This is a genomic window from Blastococcus sp. MG754426, assembly GCF_021699055.1.
GTDB lineage: Bacteria > Actinomycetota > Actinomycetes > Mycobacteriales > Geodermatophilaceae > Blastococcus.
In genome coordinates this window covers 107,625-125,259 of record NZ_SSXC01000003.1, presented here as the reverse complement: position 1 = coordinate 125,259, position 17,635 = coordinate 107,625, and the positions used below count along the sequence as shown (strand labels likewise).

The following is a 17,635-nucleotide window of genomic DNA, read 5'->3' as shown; positions in this document are numbered from 1 at the left end:
TTATGCTCGTGATCATGCGTCTGCACCGTGGCCTCCCGGCCGCCGCGTCCGGCCTGCTGCTGGCCCTGCCCCTCGTGCTCGCCGGCTGCACCTCCTTCGGGGAGAGCGCCGAGGAGCCGGCGGCGAGCACCAGCACGGCTCCGGCCGAGCCCGAGGTCGCGCCGATCGAGTGGACCGACTGCGATGCGCAGATCCAGCCGCTCGTCCAGGGGCAGCCGGGCAGCGAGCGCGACATCGCCTTCGAGTGCGGTCGCACCGACGTGCCGATCAGCTACGACGAGCCCGGCGGCGCCACGCTGCCCCTCTTCCTCGTCCGGGCGTCGCTGGCCGGGCAGACCGACGAGCTCGGCTCCCTCGTGGTCAACCCCGGCGGTCCGGGCGGCTCCGGCGCCGACGCCGCCATCGGCCTGGCGCTCACCCTCCCCGAGGACGTGCTGCGCCGCTTCGACGTCGTCGGCTTCGACCCCCGCGGCGTGGGGCTGTCCACGCCGGTCGAGTGCATCCCCCAGGAGCTGAAGGACCGCGCGATCGCCGCCGAGCCGCGCCCGACCACCGACGAGCAGCTCGACGCCGTCTTCGCCCTGTCCCGCGAGATCGCCGAGGGCTGCGCCGAGGAGTACGGCGAGGCGCTCGGCACGTTCAACACCGTGGACACCGCCCGCGACATGGAGCAGCTGCGGCAGGCCCTCGGCGAGGAGCAGCTGACCTACCTCGGCTACTCCTACGGCACCACGCTGGGCTCCACCTACGCCGAGCTCTACCCCGACCGGGTGCGCGCGATGGTGCTCGACGCCGCGGTCGACCCCGACGTGGACGCGGTCGCCGACGCCGAGGCCCGCGCCGCCGCGTTCGAGGCCGGCTTCGACACGTTCGCCGAGAACTGCCGCGGCCTCATCGCCGGCTGCCCGCTGGGCGACGACCCCCGGCGCTTCCTCGAGGACCTGCTCGCCCAGGCGCAGGCCACGCCCGTCCCGAGCAGCGAGGAGGGCGAGACCCGGCAGGCGACCCCCGGCGTCATCCTCACCGCGGTGCAGGCCGCGCTGTACGACACCGCCTCCTGGCCGCAGCTCGCGCAGGGCCTCGCCGCGGCGCGCGACGGCGACGCGCGCCTGCTGTTCAGCCTGGCCGACGACTACAGCGGGCGGCTCGAGGACGGCACCTACTCCAACCTGCTCGACGCCAACGTGGCGATCAACTGCGCCGACACCGAGGAGACCGTGCCCGAGGAGCGGGTGCGGGAGCTGGCCGGCGAGTGGGGCGCCCGGTACCCGCTGTTCGGGGCCGGCGCGGCCGCCGGGCTGTTCACCTGCTCGGTGTGGGACGCCGAGCGCACCCCGCTGCCCGAGCGCGACGCCGAGGGCAGCGCGCCGATCCTCGTCGTCGGCACCGCGGGTGACCCGGTGACCCCGCTCCCCGGCGCCGTCGACCTCGCCGAGGACCTCGACAGCGGCGTCCTGCTCACCTGGCAGGGCCAGGGGCACACCGCCTACCCCAAGACGGAGTGCGTGACGGCCGCGGTCAACGCCTACCTCATCGACCTGGCGGCTCCCGTGGACGGGCTCACCTGTCCTGCGTGAGACTCGGCAGCCCACCGACGAGCGGAGCGACGCGATGGCCAGCAGCAGCAAGGACGCCGTCGTCCTGCAGGTCGACGGGCGCGAGGTGCGGGTCTCCAACCCGGAGAAGCCGTACTTCCCCGAGCACGGCATCCGGAAGATCGACGTCGTCGAGTACTTCCTCGCCGTGGGCGACGGGATCCTCTTCGCGCTGAGGGACCGGCCGACGACGCTGGAGCGCTGGCCGGGCGGGGTGTTCGAGGGCGCCCGCATCTCCACGCGGGCGGACAACAGCGGCGACGCGTTCTACCAGAAGCGGGTGCCGAGGAACGCGCCCGACTGGGTGCCGACGGCGCACATCACCTTCCCCAGCGGGCGGACCGCCGACGAGATCGCACCGGACTCGGTCGCCGTCGTCGCCTGGTGCGCCAACCTCGGCACCCTGACCTTCCACCCGTGGCCGGTCGGCAAGGCGGACGTCGAGTCGCCGGACCAGATCCGCATCGACCTCGACCCGCAGCCGGGCACCGGCTTCGCCGACGCGGTGCGGGTCGCGCCGCACGTGCGGGAACTGCTGCACGAGTTCGGCATGGAGGGGTGGCCGAAGACCTCCGGCGGGCGGGGCGTGCACGTCTACGTGCCGATCCAGCCGCGCTGGACGTTCACCGAGGTGCGGCACGCCGTCATCGCCTTCGGCCGCGAGCTGGAGCGGCGTCTCCCCGACCAGGTGACGATGTCGTGGTGGAAGGAGGAGCGCGGCGAGAAGATCTTCATCGACTACAACCAGATGGCCCGGGACCGCACCATCGCGTCGGCCTACTCCATCCGGCCCAAGCCGCACGCCCCGGTCTCCGCGCCGGTCGACTGGGACGAGCTCCCCGACGTGCACCCCACCGACTTCACCGTGCTGACCATGCCCGAGCGCTTCCGGGCGGTGGGTGACAAGCACGCCGGGCTGGCCGGGCACGCGTTCGGCATCGAGCCGCTGCTGGAGCTCGCCGAGCGCCAGGCGGCCGACGACGGCCTCGGCGACCTGCCCTACCCGCCGGACTACCCGAAGATGCCGGGCGAGCCGATGCGGGTGCAGCCCAGCCGCGCCCGCAGGCCCGCCGGCGCGGAGGGCTGAGCGCCGTCCTCAGTCGAGGGCGGCCGCGCGCTCCTCGCGCAGCGCCTGGAAGACCCGCCGGCGCAGCACGTCGGCGTCCCTCTCCTCGACGTCGTGGAACTGCATGGACAGCAGCCACCGCGCCCCGTGGACCTGCTGGCGGACGATCGCGCCGCGCACGTCGACGGTGGCGTCGCCGATGGTCAGGCTCATGTGCGCCCGGGTGCCCGGCTCCGGGGGCAGCCCCCACCCGTCGACCAGCGCGCGGAGCCCGGCCTCGCTGAGGTCGACCGTGGAGCCGACGAGCAGCCCGTCGAGCCACGGCATGACGACGGGGACCTCGACCCGGGCCCGCACCGTCCGGCGGCGCTGGCTGCGCTCGGCCGGGCCGGTGGGCACCAGGTGCCACAGCGGCTCCTCGCCGGCCTCGACGCTGGTGATCTTCGCGGGCAGGGAGCGCTCCTCGTACCCGCTCACCCAGTAGAGGGCGACCGGGTCCCCGGGCTTGATGGCCCGCTTCCACTCCGTCCCCTCCCCGAGGGGACGGACGACGATCGTGTGCTCGTTGGAGACCTCCACCTGCGCCGTCGCCGTCAGCCCACGCGCCACGAGGGTGACGTCGGCCTGGGTGCTCTCCTCGGGCCGGTCGTGCTCCGGCTCGGTCATGGGTCCTCCACTGCATACGGGACGGGCGGGCGCCGTTGTGCCCGCGCGGAAGCTAGCGCGGCGACCAGCGGAAACCGCACACCACCGGGGCGTGTCCCGCCGAACGGCGCGCCACCGGTCGCCCGGTGACGCGGGGAGCCCATCGGCAGCTGCGAGCCTCGTCGGGACCGGAACGGGCCGCCTCCCCACCCGGAGGGGTGAGGGGCGGCCCGTCGCCGGAGCGCGCGGTTCAGCCGGCCAGCCGGTGCGCGGCCGGGTCGAGACGGTGCGCCAGCAGGGCGTCCGGCCGGCCGATCTGCTGCACCAGCCGGGCGGCGGTCACCACGGCGCGCAGTGCGTCGGCGGACTCGGCCAGGCGGTCGGCGAGGAGCTGGTCGAGGTCGGCGTCGTGCAGGTCCTCCACGTCGCGCAGGACGACGGCACCCCCCGGGACGGCGGCGCGGGCGGGCACGGGCGGGGCGACGAGCGGCTGCATGGCGGTTCTCCTGGATCGGTGGCGCGCCGGATCCGTCCGGCAGGTCCCACCGTCGGGGAGCAGCCGCACGGCGGTGCCGAGGGAAGCGCAGGAAAACCGCAAGACCGCGCCGCGCGCATGCGGGAGCCCGCCGCCGTCCTCCGCCCGGACGGACCCGCTCCCCCGGACGGGTGAGCGCCGCTGCCCGCCCCGCGACCGGCGCTCCAGCCCGGGGTAGCGGTGGTCGATGCACCTGTCGACCACCGCGGAGGAGCACGGGTGAGGATCTGGTTGCTGGCGTACGGCGCGCTGTACGTCGTCGTCGAGATGGTCGGGCACCGGCTGGAGACCATCGGCTGGCCCCGGATCACCGCCCTCGACGTGGCGACCGCGGTCACCGACGCCTTCCTCACCGTCTCGATCACCCTCGCCGTCCTCCTGGCCGGGCACCTGGCCCTGCGCCGGTGGTCGGTGGCGGCGACCGCCCGGCTGCTCCCCGCGGCGGCCCCGGCGTTCCTGGTGGACCGGCCGATCGGCGTCCGCTCGTGGCGCGCCGAGCCGCTCGCGCTGCCCGCCGCCCCGCCCGCCCGCGACCCGTACTCGGTCGGCGCGTACGGCCCGAGCCGGAGCCGCCGTGGCCGGCGCGTGGCCCCCGACTTCCCCGAGGAACCGGGCCGGCTGCTGTGAGCGCCCGGCGGCCCGCCGGAGAGCCCCAGGTCACAGTTGTGCCGCGCCGGTGTTCCCTTCCGGCCATCGACGGCTAGGGTGGGCGCGTCGGGAAGGCCCTGCGCTATGGCAGGACCCCGATGCACCACCTCAGCTAGGAGCGAGCAATGCCCGAAGGAACTGTCAAGTGGTTCAACGCGGAGAAGGGGTTCGGCTTCGCCACCCCCGACGGCGGCGGACCGGACGTGTTCGTCCACTACTCGGCCATCCAGACCAGCGGGTACCGCTCGCTCGATGAAGGCCAGCGGATCGCGTTCGACATCGAGCAGGGCCAGAAGGGCCCGCAGGCTGCGAACGTCACCCCGCTCTGATCTCCTGATCAGCACGACGCCCCCGTCCGGTCCTCCGGGCGGGGGCGTCGTCGTCCGCGGGCCCGCCCGGGACGCGCCTGCACTGCCGAGCGTGTGCGCTCCCGAGGGGTTTCCGCCCACGGAACCGGGCGCCCGCGCACACGCTCACGCCCGGACGGCCGCCGTCAGCGGGCCCGGGGCACGTACCCGCCGATCAGCGCCGACATGAGCAGCGCGCCGTCGTGCTCCCCCACCGCGGCGGCCGCGTCGGCGAACGCCCGCCAGCGCTGCCGCTCGACGTCGGTGGGCGCGTTCGCGGCCCGGGCCGCCAGCTGCTCGAGCAGCCGCTCCCACTCCCCCTGCGGCGTCGGCCAGAGGCCGGTGATCCGGCGCGCCTCGGCCGAGATGGCGGTGATCCGCACGATGTCGCCGGCGTGGTTGGTCAGCGGCTCGATGTAGCCGGCGGTCGCGAGCGCCTTCGCGGCGGCGATGACCTCCGCCTTCGGCAGGCCGCTGCCCGGGACGACCGAGCCCAGCAGGTAGGGGGCGCCGCCGTGCTTGGGCTCGTCGACCAGCCGGGCGATCGCCCGGAGCACGGGCAGGTCACGGGTGAACCAGACGTCGGGCAGGAGGCCGTCGGGCGGCTGGGGGGCGGCGGTCACCCCGCCAGTCTCCTCCGCGGCACGGGGCGACGGCGCCCCGCCTCCCCGGAGGGAGACGGGGCGCCAGGCGCTCGGTGCAGGGTTCCCCCGCGAGCTCGCGGGAGGGGCTTCAGCGGTCGCGGGCGCCGGTGAGGTGCGGCCGGGTGGCGAGGACGACGCCCAGGACGACGTACCCGACCAGCAGGTGGGCGGCGCCCACGTACTGGGTGATCGCCGGCAGGAGGAACGCGGTCGGCACGGTGACCGGCGCCCAGCTCTCGGCGACCATCGGCCAGAAGCGGGCGATGCCCGTCCAGCGGCCCGCGATCGCGATGCGGACCCCCAGGGCGGCCATGCCGAGCATGGACAGCGGCCAGAAGAGGTCGATCACGAAGAAGAACCCGGTGTCGTAGAGGCCGGGCGTGAACGCCCACATCAGCGAGGACACGACGGCCACCGCGAGGAGGCCGTGCTCGACGTGCAGGAGGCGCCGGGCCAGGCGGCCGGTGCCGATGGCGCCGGTCCGCATCTGCACCGTCACCAGGAACATCAGGCCGACCTGGAAGGCCACGGCGGCCACGTTGACGACCGTCGCCTGCCAGGTGCCGGCGGGCGGCGTCGTGCCCAGCAGGGCGCAGGCGGTCGCCCAGGACCCCGCGCCGGCGGCGACGGCGACGCCGGCCCGGCGGACCAGGCCGGTCGAGGCACCGGGGACCGTGCCCCGGGACTGCGCGACGTCGGTGCGGGCGGGGGCAGGTGTGGTGCTGAGGGACATCTCGTCTCCGGTGGTGAGGTGCGGTGCCCTGTGCACCGCCTGGGAGAACGGTCGCGGGGACGCGTCCCGGGCACCCAGGGCCTGCTGCCCTCGATCCGGTCCCGAGAGGTGTCCCGGGCGACCCGGGACAGCTGCCCCGTGACGTCCGGGACCCCGGCAGGCCAGGATCTGCGCGTGCGGACACAGGCGCCGGTGAACGGGCGGACCGGTGCGTCGCCCTCGCAGGGCCCGCCACCGGTGCCATCTCGACGGGGCGGGGCCGCCCGGCCAGCCGCCTGGGCCGTCCTCGCCCTGTCGCTGGCCGCCTGCGCCGCGGCCGCCGTCCTGGACGTGCTGACCCCGGATGCGGCGCGGGCCGCCGTGGACGTGGCCCCCGGCTCGCCGGCCGCGCTCGCCGGTGTCGCCGTCGCCGTCCCCGGGGCGCTGCTGCTCCTCCGGGCCCCGGGCAACGCCGTCTCCTGGGTGCTCGCGGGCACGGGGCTGTTCTGGGCGGTGGACGGCCTCGCCGAGTCGTGGCTCGCGTACGCGGTCCAGCACGACCCGGCACTGCCCGGGGCGAGCCTCGCCTTCTGGTTCCTGCAGCGGCTGGGCGCCGCGCTGCTGCTCGGCCTACCGCTCCTGCTGCTCCTCTACCCCGACGGGCGGCTGCCGGGCGGCCGCTGGCGGCCGGTCGCGATCGGCAGCCTGGCGTCCACCGCCCTGCTGCCCGCGCTCCTGCTGGTGGTCCCCGCGGAGGTCGCCTTCACGGCCGACGACGGTCAGGTGCCCGCGGTCTACCGCTCGCTGGACCTGGACCTGACCAGCCTGCCGCTGCCCGGGTCGGTGGCCCTGCCCCTCCTGCGGATCGCCTTCCCCGTCGCCGTGCTGGGGATCGCGGTGCCCGCGGGCTGGGTGGTCGTCCGCTACCGCCGGGCCACGGGCGAGGACCGCCGGCGGATGCGCTGGCTGCTCTGGGCCGCCGTCGTGGACCTGCTGGTCATGCTCGGCACGCTGCTGCTGCCGGGCGAGCCGAGCGCGCTGGCCCTGATGGTCGCCGTCGCGCTGACCGGCGGTGCCGTGGCCGTCGGCATCCTGCGCCCGGGCGCGGTCGACATCGACCGGCTGCTCGGCGGCACCGTGGTCTACGGCGTGCTCGGCGTCGGCGTGGTGCTGCTCGACCTGGCGGTGCTGGCCGGCGCAGGGGCGCTGCTCGGCGACCGGTTCGGCGAGCGGGACGCCACCCTGCTGACGCTGCTCCTGGTCGCGGCCGCCTACGTGCCGCTGCGCGCACCGCTGTGGCGCCTCGTCCGGCGCTGGGTGCTCGGCGAGCGGGACGACCCCTACCGGGTCGTCTCGGAGCTGGCCGCCCGGCTGGAGCGCTCCGACGGCGCCGAGGCCCAGCTCGTGGCGATCGCGGCGGCGGTCGCGGAGGCGTTCCGGACCCCCTACGTCGGCGTCGAGGTCGACCACGCGGGCGGCGAGCGCCTGGTCGCCGAGCACGGCACCCGCCCACCGGCGGTCCGGTCGCTGCCCATCGCCTACCGCGGTGAGGAGGTCGGCCGCCTGCTCCTGCCCCGGGACGGCGTCCGCGCACACCTGGTCAGCCGCGACGAGGGCCTCCTGGCCGACGTCGTGCGCCAGGCGGCGGCCGCCGCCCGGGCGAGCTCGCTGGCCGCCCAGCTGCAGCAGAGCCGCGAGGAGCTGGTCGCGGCCCGCGAGGAGGAGCGCCGCCGGCTGCGCCGCGACCTGCACGACGGGCTGGGCCCGAGCCTCGGCGCCGTCGTCCTGCGCATCGACACCGCCCGCAACCTCACCGCCGCGGGGCGCGCGGAGGACGCCGACCGGCTGCTGCGCGCGGCCAGGGACGACGTCGCCGGGGCGCTGGGCGACGTCCGCCGGCTGGTGCACGACCTGCGGCCGCCCGCGCTGGACGACCTCGGCCTGACCGGAGCGGTGCGCCAGCAGGCCGACGGCTGCTGGGGGCCGGCACGGTCACCACGGTGGCGGCGGACCCGGCCGCCGACGACCTCCCCGCCGCGGTCGAGGTGGCCGCCTACCGCATCGCGTCGGAGGCGCTGGCCAACGTCGCCCGGCACGCTCGGGCGACGACCTGCCGGGTGGAGCTCGTCCGCGGGGCCGACCGGTCGCTGGTGCTGACCGTGACCGACGACGGCGTCGGCATCCCGGAGGACGCCCCGGCCGGGGTGGGGCTGGTGTCGCTGCGCGAGCGCGCCGCCGAGCTCGGCGGCCGGTGCACGGTGTCGTGCCCGCCCGACGGCGGGACGGTGGTGCGGGCGGTGCTGCCCGCCGAGGGAGGAGACAGCCGTGGGTGAACCCGCCCGGGACGACGACCCGCTGCGGATCGTGGTGGCCGACGACCACCCGGTCTACCGCGACGGCCTGGCCATGCTGCTCGACAGCGTGCCGGGCATCACCGTGGTCGGGGCCGCCGCCGACGGCGAGACCGCGGTCGCCCTGGCGCTCGAGGAGCAGCCCGACGTCGTCGTGATGGACGTGCAGATGCCGGGCATCGACGGGATCGAGGCCACCCGGCGGGTCACCTCGGCGTCGCCGTCGGTCGGCGTCGTCGTCCTGACCATGAGCGAGGACGACGGCACCGTGTTCGCCGCCGTCCGGGCCGGCGCGCGCGGCTACCTGCTCAAGGGCGCCGACCAGGAGGAGGTGGTGCGGGCGGTGACCACGGTGGCCTCGGGGGGCGCGGTCTTCGGTGCTGCCCTGGCCCGCCGGATCGCCGACTTCTTCGCCGGCGGCCCGGCCGGGCCCGAGGCGGCGTTCCCGCAGCTGACCGCGCGGGAGCGGGAGGTGCTCGACCTGGTCGCCGCCGGGCGCTCCAACGCGCAGATCGCCGCCGCCCTGTACCTCTCCCCGAAGACGGTGCGCAACAACGTGTCGAACGTGCTGGCCAAGCTCCAGGTCACCGACCGGGCGCAGGCGATCGTGCGCGCCCGCGACGCCGGTCTGGGCCGCTGAGCACCGGGAATGGTGCCGCGACGCGGCTCGTTCGACCAGGCATGACGACCTCCCCCCAGAAGCCCCGGGTCACGAAGACCGACGAGGAGTGGCGGGCGCAGCTGTCGCCGGAGGAGTACCAGGTGCTGCGCCAGGCCGGCACCGAGCGTCCCTGGACCGGTGAGTACGTCGACACCAAGACCGTCGGTGTCTACGAGTGCCGCGCCTGCGGTGCCGAGCTGTTCCGCTCCGAGACCAAGTTCGACTCGCACTGCGGCTGGCCCTCGTTCTACGAGGCCTCCGCCGAGGACAACGTCATCCTCCGCGAGGACCGCAGCTTCGGGATGGTCCGCACCGAGGTGCTGTGCGCGACGTGCCACAGCCACCTGGGCCACCTGTTCGACGACGCGCCGCAGACGCCGACCGGGGACCGCTACTGCATCAACAGCGTCTCGGTCCGGCTGCAGCCGGCGGAGTAGCCCGCACCCGTGTACGCCTGAGGGCGGTCACCGAGCACCCGGTGACCGCCCTCAGGCGTACACGGACGATCTCGATCCCTCGGAGACCGCCCTCGGACCCCTACGAGTGGCTCAGGCCAGGTCCGCGACCAGCTCGGCGACCGGCTTGCGGACGCCGGTGTAGAACGGCACCTCCTCGCGCACGTGCCGCCGGGCGCGGCTGGCCCGGAGGTCGCGCATGAGGTCGACGATGCGGTGCAGCTCGTCGGCCTCGAAGGCGAGCATCCACTCGTAGTCGCCCAGCGCGAAGGCGGCCACGGTGTTGGCCCGCACGTCGGGGTAGGGCCGGGCCTGCATGCCGTGCTCCTTGAGCATGTCCCGCCGCTCCTCGTCGGGCAGCAGGTACCACTCGTAGGACCGCACGAACGGGTAGACGCAGATGTAGCGCCGCGGCTCCTCCTCGGCCAGGAAGGCCGGGATGTGGCTGCGGTTGAACTCCGCGGGGCGGTGCAGCGCCAGCTGCGACCACACCGGCTCCAGGTGCCGGCCCAGGGTGGTGCGCCGCAGGCGGGTGTAGGCCTCCTGCAGCGCCTCGGCGGTGGACGCGTGCCACCACACCATGAGGTCGGCGTCGGCCCGGAACCCGGCGACGTCGTAGGTCCCGCGGACGACGACGTCCTTGCCGGCGAGCTCGGCGAACAGCTCGCCCACCTCGGCGGCGACGTGGTGCCGGCGCTCGTCGTCCAGCGGGCGGGCCAGCCGGAACACCGACCACATCGTGTAGCGGATGGTGTCGTTCAGCTCGTTGGCCCGCTTCCCGATGCTGCGCTGGTCCTCGCTCATGCCGGCCATTGTCCCGCACCGCCGCGCACCCCTCCCTGGCGGGCGGACCGCTCGGGTGCGGGAACGCCGAGGGCCCTGACCGGTGCGGTCAGGGCCCTCGGCGGGGTCGGCGGTGCCGGTGCCGGGTGGCGTCAGCCGGCCTGTGCCGGCTGCTCGCGCCCCTCCGACGGCCGGACCGCACGGGCGGCGCGGCAGTCGGAGCAGGCGGCCATCCACACGTGGTGCTTGAAGCACCGGACCGGGGGGACGGTGGACTTCTGGTGCAGGTGCATGCGCACGGCACATCCAACGCCGACCGGGCCGCGCCGATGCCCGCACCTCCCGTGATGCGGCGCACCACACGCCGCTCCCTCAGCCGGCCGGTGCCCGGCTCAGCCAGGCGTCGACGTCGATCCGGACGAGGCGGCCGACGAGGAGGCTCGGGGCCCGGATCCCCACCGTCGTCCGGTCGAGCTCGGCCGTGCCCCGCACCCGGACCCACCCGTCCGGCAGGATCTCGGCCACCCCGTGCACCGTCAGCGGCGCGGAGGTCCTGCGGACCTCCAGCAGCCCCTCGGCCGCCCACCGGCCGTCGTCCTCCGGGACGAAGCTGCGGGCGGTCCAGATCATCGTCGGGTGCCGGTCGGTGTCGAGGAACCGGGGCTTGCGCAGGTCCGCGTCCCGCCGGGCGATGCCCGTGTCCAGGGTGCCCAGGTCCAGCTCGGCGACCACGCGCCGCGGCACCCCGGCCTCGTCGGCGTCCAGCTCGCCCCACCGGCAGGACATGCTCCGGCGGGCGGCCGCCCTGGCCGAGGCGGCGGCCCGGGCCGCGCGGGCCGCCGACCCGCTGACCGCGCGCGAGCGGGAGGTCGCCGGCCTGGTCGCCGCCGGGCTCACCAACCGGCAGATCGCCGGGCAGCTGGTCCTCTCCGCCCGCACGGTGGAGACCCACGTGGGCAGCATCCTGGCCAAGCTCGGCCTGGCCAACCGGACGCAGATCGCCACCCGCGCCGTGGCGTCGCGGCCACCCGCCTAGAGGAGGGCGGCGACCGCCCGGTGCGCGTCGCGGATGCACGCCGGGAGACCGACCCCGCCGAACGCCGCCCCAGCGATGCCCAGCCCCGGCACCTCCGCGACGGCGGCGCGCACCGCGTCCACCCGCGCCTGGTGCCCCACGAGGTACTGCGGCAGGCCGCCGCCCCAGCGGACGACGGCGGTCTGCAGGGGCTCGGGGCGCGACAGGTGCAGCAGGTCGGCGACGTCCGCGACCACCGCGGCGGCCAGGTCCCCGTCGGTGCGCTGCAGCTCCGACTCGTCCCGGAACCGGCCCACCGACGAGCGGACCAGGAGGACGTCCCCGCCGAGGTGCGCCCACTTGCTGGAGGAGACGGTCACCCCCTTGACCAGCCGGCCGGTCACCGGGGGCACGAGCAGCCCGCTGCCGGCGTCGACGTGCTGGGCCGGGAACGCCATGGCGACGACGGCCATCGAGGCGTACGGGATGCCCTGCAGCGGCGCCGTGGCACCGGGCGCGACGCCGGCCAGCAGGCGGGCGGCCTTGCCGGCGGGGACGGTGACCAGGACGGCGTCGGCGGGCAGCACCTCCGGCGAGCCCACCGGGCCCACCGAGACCTCCAGCCCCGTCGCCGTCCGCCGGATGCCGTGGGCCGGGGTGCGCAGCCGGACCTCGGCCCGCGCCGCGGCGACCAGCGCCGCCGGCAGCGCGCCGATGCCCTCGTCGACGGTCGCGAACACCGGGCCGTCGGCGTCACCGCGGCTGCGGGTGCCGGCGTCCCGGACGGCCGAGGCGGCGGCGAGCACGGAGGCGGAGCCGGGCAGCTGGGCGAAGAGGGCCGGCATCGTGGCCTGCAGGGAGAGCTCGTCCGCCCGGCCGGCGTAGACCCCACCCAGCAGCGGCTCGACCAGCCGGTCGACCACCTCGTCGCCGAGCCGCTCGCGGAGCAACGCGCCGACGGCGACGTCGCCGTCCACCGCCGGCGGCGGCAGCTCGGCCTCCGCCCGCACCCGGGCCACTCCTGCGGGCGAGAGGATCCCCTCGAGGCCGTCCGCGGACGCCGGGACGCCGAGCACGGTGCCGGCCGGCAGCGGGAACCGGCCCTCGGGCAGCACGACGGCGGCCTGGGTGGTCGCGGGCGCGACGAGCCGGTCGCCCCAGCCGAGGGCCTCGACGAGCCCGACCGCCTCCGGGACCCTGGCCAGCACCGCCTCGGGCCCGGTGTCGTACCAGTGGCCGGCCAGCTCGATGCGGTGCAGCTTCCCGCCGATGCGGTCACCGGCCTCGAGCACGACGATCTCGTCGTCCGGACGACGGCGGCGCCACTCGAAGGCGGCGGCCAGGCCGGTGATGCCGGCGCCGACGACGACCAGGCGGCGGGGGCTCATGCGGTGGGCGACGCGGTCAGCTCGTGGACCAGCTCGACGACGTGGGTGAGCACGCCCGGGTCGGTCTCGGGCAGCACGCCGTGGCCGAGGTTGAAGACGTGCCCGCGGGCGGCCCTCCCCTGCTCGACGACGCGGCGGACCTCCCGGTCGACGGTCGCCCGGTCGGCCAGCAGGACGGCCGGGTCGAGGTTGCCCTGCAGCGACCGCCCGGGGCCCACGCGCCGCGCGGCCTCGTCGAGCGGCACCCGCCAGTCCACGCCGACGACGTCGGCGCCGGCGTCCCCGATCAGGGGCAGCAGCTCGCCGGTGCCCACGCCGAAGTGGATGCGGGGCACGTCCCGCTCGCCGAGCCCGTCGAAGACCGCCCGCGAGTGGGGCAGCACCCGCCCGGCGTAGTCGGCGGCCGAGAGCACGCCGGCCCACGAGTCGAACAGCTGGACCGCCGAGGCCCCGGCGTCGATCTGCGCGCGCAGGAACGTCGCCGACGACACCGCGAGCTTCTGCATCAGCCGCGACCACGCCGCCGGCTCGGCGTACATGAACGCCTTGGTGCGGGCGTGCTCCTTGGAGGGCCCGCCCTCGATGAGGTAGGTGGCGAGGGTGAACGGCGCCCCCGCGAAGCCGATGAGCGGGGTGGTCCCGAGCTCGGCGACCAGCGCGCGCACCGCCGTCTCCAGGAAGCCGAGCCGGTCGGGGTCGAGCGCCGGCAGGGCGTCGACGTCCGCGACGCTGCGCACCGGCTCGGCGACGACCGGCCCGACGCCCGGCTTGATCTCGATGTCCACACCGGCCACCACCAGCGGCAGCACGATGTCGGAGAAGAAGATCGCCGCGTCCACCCCGTGCCGGCGGACCGGCTGCAGGGTGATCTCGGTGATCAGGTCGGGGTCCTGGCAGGCGTCGAGCATCTTCGTGCCGGCGCGCAGGGCCCGGTACTCGGGGAGCGACCGGCCGGCCTGGCGCATGAACCAGACCGGGGTGCGGCTCACCAAGAGGCCACGGGCGGCGCGGACGAGGTCGGAATCGGCCGGGGACGCCGAGGCGGGAGCGGGACTCACGACCGCCGATCCTCCCAGACCGCCGGGAGGGTCCGCGCCGCCACGTGCGGCGCGTCGGCACCACCGCGCCGTCTCCCGGCCTACCCTGCGGACGTGGAGCCGCGCAACCTGGCCGATGCCGGGGACCGGGACCGGGACGACGCCGTCCCGGCCGCCTTCCGCGCCGCCCTGGAGTCGCTGGCCGCGGTGCGGGTCCGACCGGAGATCGAGCTCGGCCGCATCCCCGCCCCCCAGCGCCTGGCGCCCTTCTCCGTCGCCCTCGGCGCGCGCGTGGCCGACCCCGGCGCCGACGACGAGGACGACGCCGAGATCGCCAGCGCCCGGTTCATCGTGCTGTTCGACCCCGAGGGCCACGAGGCCTGGCACGGCACCACCCGCTGCGTCGGCTACCTCTCCGCCGCGACCGACGAGGAGCTGGTCGACGACGCCATGTTCTCCGAGGTCGCGTGGAGCTGGCTGACCGACGCCCTCGGCGACTCCGGCGCCACGCACCACACGGTCGGCGGCACGGTCACCCGTACCGCGTCGACGCGCTTCGGGGAGCTCGCCGGCCCCGAGCACTCGGTCGACGTCGAGATCCGCGCCTCCTGGACGGCCGTCGACACCGACCTGGACCGGCACCTCGCGGCCTGGCTCGAGGTGCTCGGCAACGCCGCCGGGCTCCCCCCGCCGGGTGTGCACCTGCTGGGTCCCTCCGACCGGGTCGGCAGCGAGAGTCTCTAACATCGGTGCGGCACAGCGGCACCGAGCCCGCCTGAGCCGGTGCCCCTCCTCGGATCGGCGCGCTCGTCGCGGCGCACCCCGGCCCGGGGCGCCGGTGGACCGAACGACGAGGACCGGCAAGAAGGTGGACGGCAACTGAGCACCGACCCCACTCCCCGGCCACCGCAGGACCCGGCGGCCGCGGAGACCCCCGAAGCGATACCGCTGCTGGCCCCCCGCGACGGCCTGCCGCCGGTCATCGAGACCTCCACGCAGCTGGTCGAGTACGCCGAGGCGCTGCGCGGCGGCACCGGCCCGGTCGCCGTCGACGCCGAGCGCGCCTCGGGCTACCGGTACGGCCAGCGCGCGTACCTGGTGCAGCTGCGCCGCGCCGGGTCCGGCACCGGCCTGCTCGACCCCATCCCGCTGCCGGACCTCTCGGTCCTGCAGGCCGCGATCGCCGACGTCGAGTGGGTGCTGCACGCGGCCAACCAGGACCTGCCCTGCCTGGCCGAGATCGGGCTGGTCCCGGCACGCGTCTTCGACACCGAGCTGGCGGCCCGCCTCGCCGGCCTGCCGCGGGTGGGGCTGGGCGCCGTCGTCGAGTCGCTGCTGGGCTACTCGCTGCAGAAGGGGCACTCCGCCGCCGACTGGAGCACCCGCCCGCTGCCGGAGGAGTGGCTGGTCTACGCCGCCCTGGACGTCGAGGTGCTGGTCGACCTGCGCGACGCGCTGGCCGCGATCCTCGAGGAGCAGGGCAAGGCCGAGTGGGCCCGGCAGGAGTTCGAGGCGATCCTCGCCGCCGGCCCGCCCGCCCCGCGGCAGGACCCGTGGCGGCGCACCTCCGGCGTGCACGGCCTGCGCAGCCGCCGCCAGCTCGGCATGCTCCGGGCCATCTGGGAGGCGCGCGACGAGCTGGCCCGCAAGCGGGACGTCGCCCCCGGCCGGGTGCTGCCCGACTCCGCGATGGTCGCCGCCGTCCAGGCCGACCCCAGGAACGAGGGCGCCCTGCTGGAGCTCCCGGTGTTCCGCGGCCGGGCCAACCGCCGGCTGGTGCGGCACTGGTTCGACGCGCTCGCCCGCGGCAAGGCCCTCCCCGAGGACGAGCTGCCGCTGCACAGCAAGCCCGGCGACGGGCCGCCGCCGGTCAACCGGTGGGCCGACCGCGATCCCGCCGCCGCGACCCGGCTGCAGGTCGCGCGGGCCGGGCTCGCCGAGCTGTCGGAGAAGCACTCCGTGCCGGTGGAGAACATCCTCTCCCCCGACCTGGTGCGCCGGATCATGTGGAGCCCGCCGGAGCCGCGGGAGCCCGCCGCGGTGGCCGAGGCGCTGCGGGCCGGCGGCGCCCGCGAGTGGCAGGTCGAGCTGGCCGGCGACCTGCTGGCCGACGCCGTCACCCGCGCCTAGGTCCGGCAGCGAGGTGACTGCCCGGGGGGACGGTCACCTCGACGGTCGCGCCAGGGGTCGGCGGCACCTGCTGCCACGCGGGTGGAGCCGCGCCACCGACCGTCGAGCCGCGCCCCGCTGCGGCCTGCCGGTCGGTGGCGCCTCTCGACATGGCTCTCCTGCGCCCCGAGCTCACCCGCGCTCGAGGCGGGACCCCGGCGCCTGGGCCCGGGCGGGGATCACGGGATGGTCGACGACGACGCCGGCGCCACCCGCGGGTGCGGGCGACGCCGGCGTCGGCGTGGGCACCTGCCGCCCGCCGGCGCTGAGCACGACGGGCGGCAGGGGTCATCGTCGGGCGGTGGCGGCCCGCCGGCGGGCGAGCGCGTCGACGCTCGCGGCGAGCAGCAGCACCCCGCCGGTGATGATGAAGTTCAGGTACGCCGCGACCCCGAGCAGCCCCAGCCCGTTGGCGATGATCGCGATGACCAGACCACCGAGGACGGCGTCCCGGGCCCGGCCGCGGCCACCGAAGAGGCTGGTGCCACCGATGACGGCCGCGCCCACCGCGTAGAGCAGCGTGTTGCCCGCGCCGGCGTCCGGCGTCACCGAGCTGAGCCGCGAGGTGGCCAGGATGCCGCTGATCGCCGCGAGGCTCGAGGAGATCACGAACGCCAGCACCCGGATGCGGGTCACGTTGATGCCGGCCCGGCGGGCGGCCTCCGCGTTGCCGCCGACGGCGTAGACGTGGCGGCCGAAGCTGGTCCGCGAGAGCACGAACGTGAGGACCAGCAGCAGCAGGACCACCAGCGGCACCGCGTACGGGATGCCGGCGAGGTCGATGGCGGCGGCCAGCGCCCGGTCGACGCTGAGGATGGCGGTCACGCCGACGACGACGGCGGCGATCACCGCGATCCGCAGCACGACGAGGAGCAGCGGCTGGTGCGCGAGGCCGCGGCTGCGCTGCGACCGCCAGCGCCACAGCTCGAAGCCCGCGTAGGCCACGACGACCAGCGCGGCCAGGATCCAGCCGAGGGTGACCGGCAGGTTCTCGTTGGCCAGCGCCCGGATGACCGGCTCGCGCACCGGCACGGTGCCGCCCTGGCCGATCAGCCGCAGGGTCACGCCCTGGAAGCCGAGGAACAGCGCCAGCGTCACCACGAAGGACGGGATGCCGACGATGCCCACCAGGCTGCCGGTGAAGACGCCGATCACGGCGCCGGTGGCGATCGCGCCCAGGACGGCGATCGGCCAGGCCACCCCCGCCTGCACCAGCAGCTGGGCGAGCACCGCCGAGCAGACGCCGCTGACCACACCGGCGGAGAGGTCGATCTCGCCCAGGAGGAGGACGAAGACCAGGCCCATCGCCAGCACGATGATCGGCGTCGACTGGACCAGCAGGTTGGCCAGGTTCAGCGGGGTGAGGAAGGTGTCCGGCCGCAGCGCGGTGAACAGGATGCCCAGGACGACGATGCCCAGGACGGCGGGCAGCGCACCGAGGTCACCGGCCCGCAGCTTGTTCAGGTACCCGCGGACTGCGCCGCCGACGGTGTTGTCGTGCCGGTCGCCCTCGAAGCCGGCGGCCGGCTTGTGCGGCCCGCTCGCCTCGGCGGCGGTCAGGGTGTTGCTCGACATGGGGGTCCT

At 75.9% G+C, this 17,635-nt stretch carries 21 protein-coding genes; 11 read left to right on the top strand and 10 right to left on the bottom strand.

Annotated elements, in window-relative coordinates:
- The first annotated feature begins 14 nt into the window (after positions 1–14).
- Positions 15–1,577, top strand: coding sequence for an alpha/beta hydrolase (locus E9549_RS03000; protein ID WP_236825106.1), 1,563 nt, complete (start codon positions 15–17; stop codon positions 1,575–1,577).
- Between the two features lie 34 nt (positions 1,578–1,611).
- A complete protein-coding gene (locus E9549_RS02995) occupies positions 1,612–2,682 on the top strand; it encodes a DNA polymerase domain-containing protein (RefSeq protein ID WP_236825105.1) in 1,071 nt (356 codons plus the stop codon).
- Between the two features lie 9 nt (positions 2,683–2,691).
- Here the strand turns inward: E9549_RS02995 and E9549_RS02990 are convergent, their stop codons facing one another.
- On the bottom strand, positions 2,692–3,327 hold the full coding sequence (locus E9549_RS02990; RefSeq protein WP_236825103.1) for a PilZ domain-containing protein: 636 nt from the start codon (positions 3,325–3,327) through the stop codon (positions 2,692–2,694).
- 229 nt (positions 3,328–3,556) lie between these two features.
- Positions 3,557–3,802 (bottom strand): hypothetical protein, encoded by a 246-nt coding sequence (locus tag E9549_RS02985; protein WP_236825096.1) that lies wholly within the window; start codon positions 3,800–3,802, stop codon positions 3,557–3,559.
- A gap of 258 nt (positions 3,803–4,060) precedes the next feature.
- Here E9549_RS02985 and E9549_RS02980 point away from each other — a divergent pair, with 258 nt between their 5' ends.
- Positions 4,061–4,468 (top strand): hypothetical protein, encoded by a 408-nt coding sequence (locus E9549_RS02980; protein WP_236825095.1) that lies wholly within the window; start codon positions 4,061–4,063, stop codon positions 4,466–4,468.
- A 146-nt stretch (positions 4,469–4,614) separates the two neighbouring features.
- Complete coding sequence (locus E9549_RS02975) at positions 4,615–4,818, top strand: cold-shock protein (protein ID WP_040339721.1); 204 nt, start codon at positions 4,615–4,617, stop codon at positions 4,816–4,818.
- Positions 4,819–4,982: 164 nt separating this feature from the next.
- Here E9549_RS02975 and E9549_RS02970 read toward each other — a convergent pair whose 3' ends face one another.
- Together E9549_RS02970 and E9549_RS02965 are read right to left on the bottom strand one after the other, a co-directional pair.
- Entirely contained in the window at positions 4,983–5,459 is a 477-nt protein-coding gene (locus tag E9549_RS02970; RefSeq protein ID WP_236825094.1) for a hypothetical protein, read from the bottom strand.
- Between the two features lie 109 nt (positions 5,460–5,568).
- Positions 5,569–6,213 (bottom strand): hypothetical protein, encoded by a 645-nt coding sequence (locus E9549_RS02965; RefSeq protein ID WP_236825092.1) that lies wholly within the window; start codon positions 6,211–6,213, stop codon positions 5,569–5,571.
- 237 nt (positions 6,214–6,450) lie between these two features.
- Between E9549_RS02965 and E9549_RS23960 the strand changes: the two genes are divergently transcribed.
- The 4 genes from E9549_RS23960 to msrB are packed head-to-tail and all read left to right on the top strand — an operon-like array spanning position 6,451 to position 9,641.
- Positions 6,451–8,349 (top strand): histidine kinase, encoded by a 1,899-nt coding sequence (locus tag E9549_RS23960; protein ID WP_236825091.1) that lies wholly within the window; start codon positions 6,451–6,453, stop codon positions 8,347–8,349.
- Positions 8,238–8,525: an ATP-binding protein gene (locus E9549_RS02955; protein ID WP_236825089.1), complete on the top strand. Its 288-nt coding sequence runs from the start codon at positions 8,238–8,240 to the stop codon at positions 8,523–8,525. The genes E9549_RS23960 and E9549_RS02955 overlap by 112 nt, the downstream gene beginning before the upstream one ends.
- A complete protein-coding gene (locus E9549_RS02950) occupies positions 8,518–9,183 on the top strand; it encodes a response regulator transcription factor (RefSeq protein ID WP_236825088.1) in 666 nt (221 codons plus the stop codon). Before E9549_RS02955 ends, E9549_RS02950 begins: the two co-directional genes overlap by 8 nt.
- 41 nt (positions 9,184–9,224) lie before the next feature.
- Positions 9,225–9,641, top strand: a complete 417-nt coding sequence (gene msrB / locus E9549_RS02945; RefSeq protein WP_236825087.1) for a peptide-methionine (R)-S-oxide reductase MsrB — start codon at positions 9,225–9,227, stop codon at positions 9,639–9,641.
- Between the two features lie 111 nt (positions 9,642–9,752).
- Here msrB and hemQ read toward each other — a convergent pair whose 3' ends face one another.
- From hemQ to E9549_RS02930, 3 genes are all read right to left on the bottom strand, one after another.
- Complete coding sequence (gene hemQ / locus E9549_RS02940; protein ID WP_236825086.1) at positions 9,753–10,463, bottom strand: hydrogen peroxide-dependent heme synthase; 711 nt, start codon at positions 10,461–10,463, stop codon at positions 9,753–9,755.
- Positions 10,464–10,594: 131 nt separating this feature from the next.
- Positions 10,595–10,741, bottom strand: a complete 147-nt coding sequence (locus E9549_RS02935) for a hypothetical protein (RefSeq protein WP_236825085.1) — start codon at positions 10,739–10,741, stop codon at positions 10,595–10,597.
- Between the two features lie 73 nt (positions 10,742–10,814).
- Positions 10,815–11,228, bottom strand: a complete 414-nt coding sequence (locus E9549_RS02930) for a YceI family protein (RefSeq protein WP_236825084.1) — start codon at positions 11,226–11,228, stop codon at positions 10,815–10,817.
- Between E9549_RS02930 and E9549_RS02925 the strand changes: the two genes are divergently transcribed.
- Complete coding sequence (locus E9549_RS02925; protein WP_236825083.1) at positions 11,227–11,478, top strand: response regulator transcription factor; 252 nt, start codon at positions 11,227–11,229, stop codon at positions 11,476–11,478. The genes E9549_RS02930 and E9549_RS02925 overlap by 2 nt on opposite strands.
- Here the strand turns inward: E9549_RS02925 and hemG are convergent.
- Positions 11,475–12,845 (bottom strand): protoporphyrinogen oxidase, encoded by a 1,371-nt coding sequence (gene hemG, locus E9549_RS02920; RefSeq protein ID WP_236825081.1) that lies wholly within the window; start codon positions 12,843–12,845, stop codon positions 11,475–11,477. The two genes, E9549_RS02925 and hemG, sit on opposite strands and share 4 nt — an antisense overlap.
- Positions 12,842–13,903, bottom strand: a complete 1,062-nt coding sequence (gene hemE / locus E9549_RS02915; RefSeq protein WP_236825080.1) for a uroporphyrinogen decarboxylase — start codon at positions 13,901–13,903, stop codon at positions 12,842–12,844. Before hemE ends, hemG begins: the two co-directional genes overlap by 4 nt.
- A 93-nt stretch (positions 13,904–13,996) precedes the next feature.
- On the opposite strand from hemE, the gene E9549_RS02910 reads away from it, so the two are divergent.
- Together E9549_RS02910 and E9549_RS02905 are read left to right on the top strand one after the other, a co-directional pair.
- The gene (locus E9549_RS02910; protein ID WP_236825079.1) at positions 13,997–14,626 is read left to right on the top strand and encodes a DUF3000 domain-containing protein; all 630 of its coding nucleotides are present in this window, start codon (positions 13,997–13,999) and stop codon (positions 14,624–14,626) included.
- Positions 14,627–14,665: 39 nt separating this feature from the next.
- Entirely contained in the window at positions 14,666–16,012 is a 1,347-nt protein-coding gene (locus tag E9549_RS02905) for a ribonuclease D (RefSeq protein ID WP_236825078.1), read from the top strand.
- Between the two features lie 327 nt (positions 16,013–16,339).
- On the opposite strand, the gene E9549_RS02900 is transcribed toward E9549_RS02905, so the two are convergent.
- On the bottom strand, positions 16,340–17,626 hold the full coding sequence (locus tag E9549_RS02900; protein ID WP_236825077.1) for a sugar ABC transporter permease: 1,287 nt from the start codon (positions 17,624–17,626) through the stop codon (positions 16,340–16,342).
- Between the last annotated feature and the right edge of the window lie 9 nt (positions 17,627–17,635).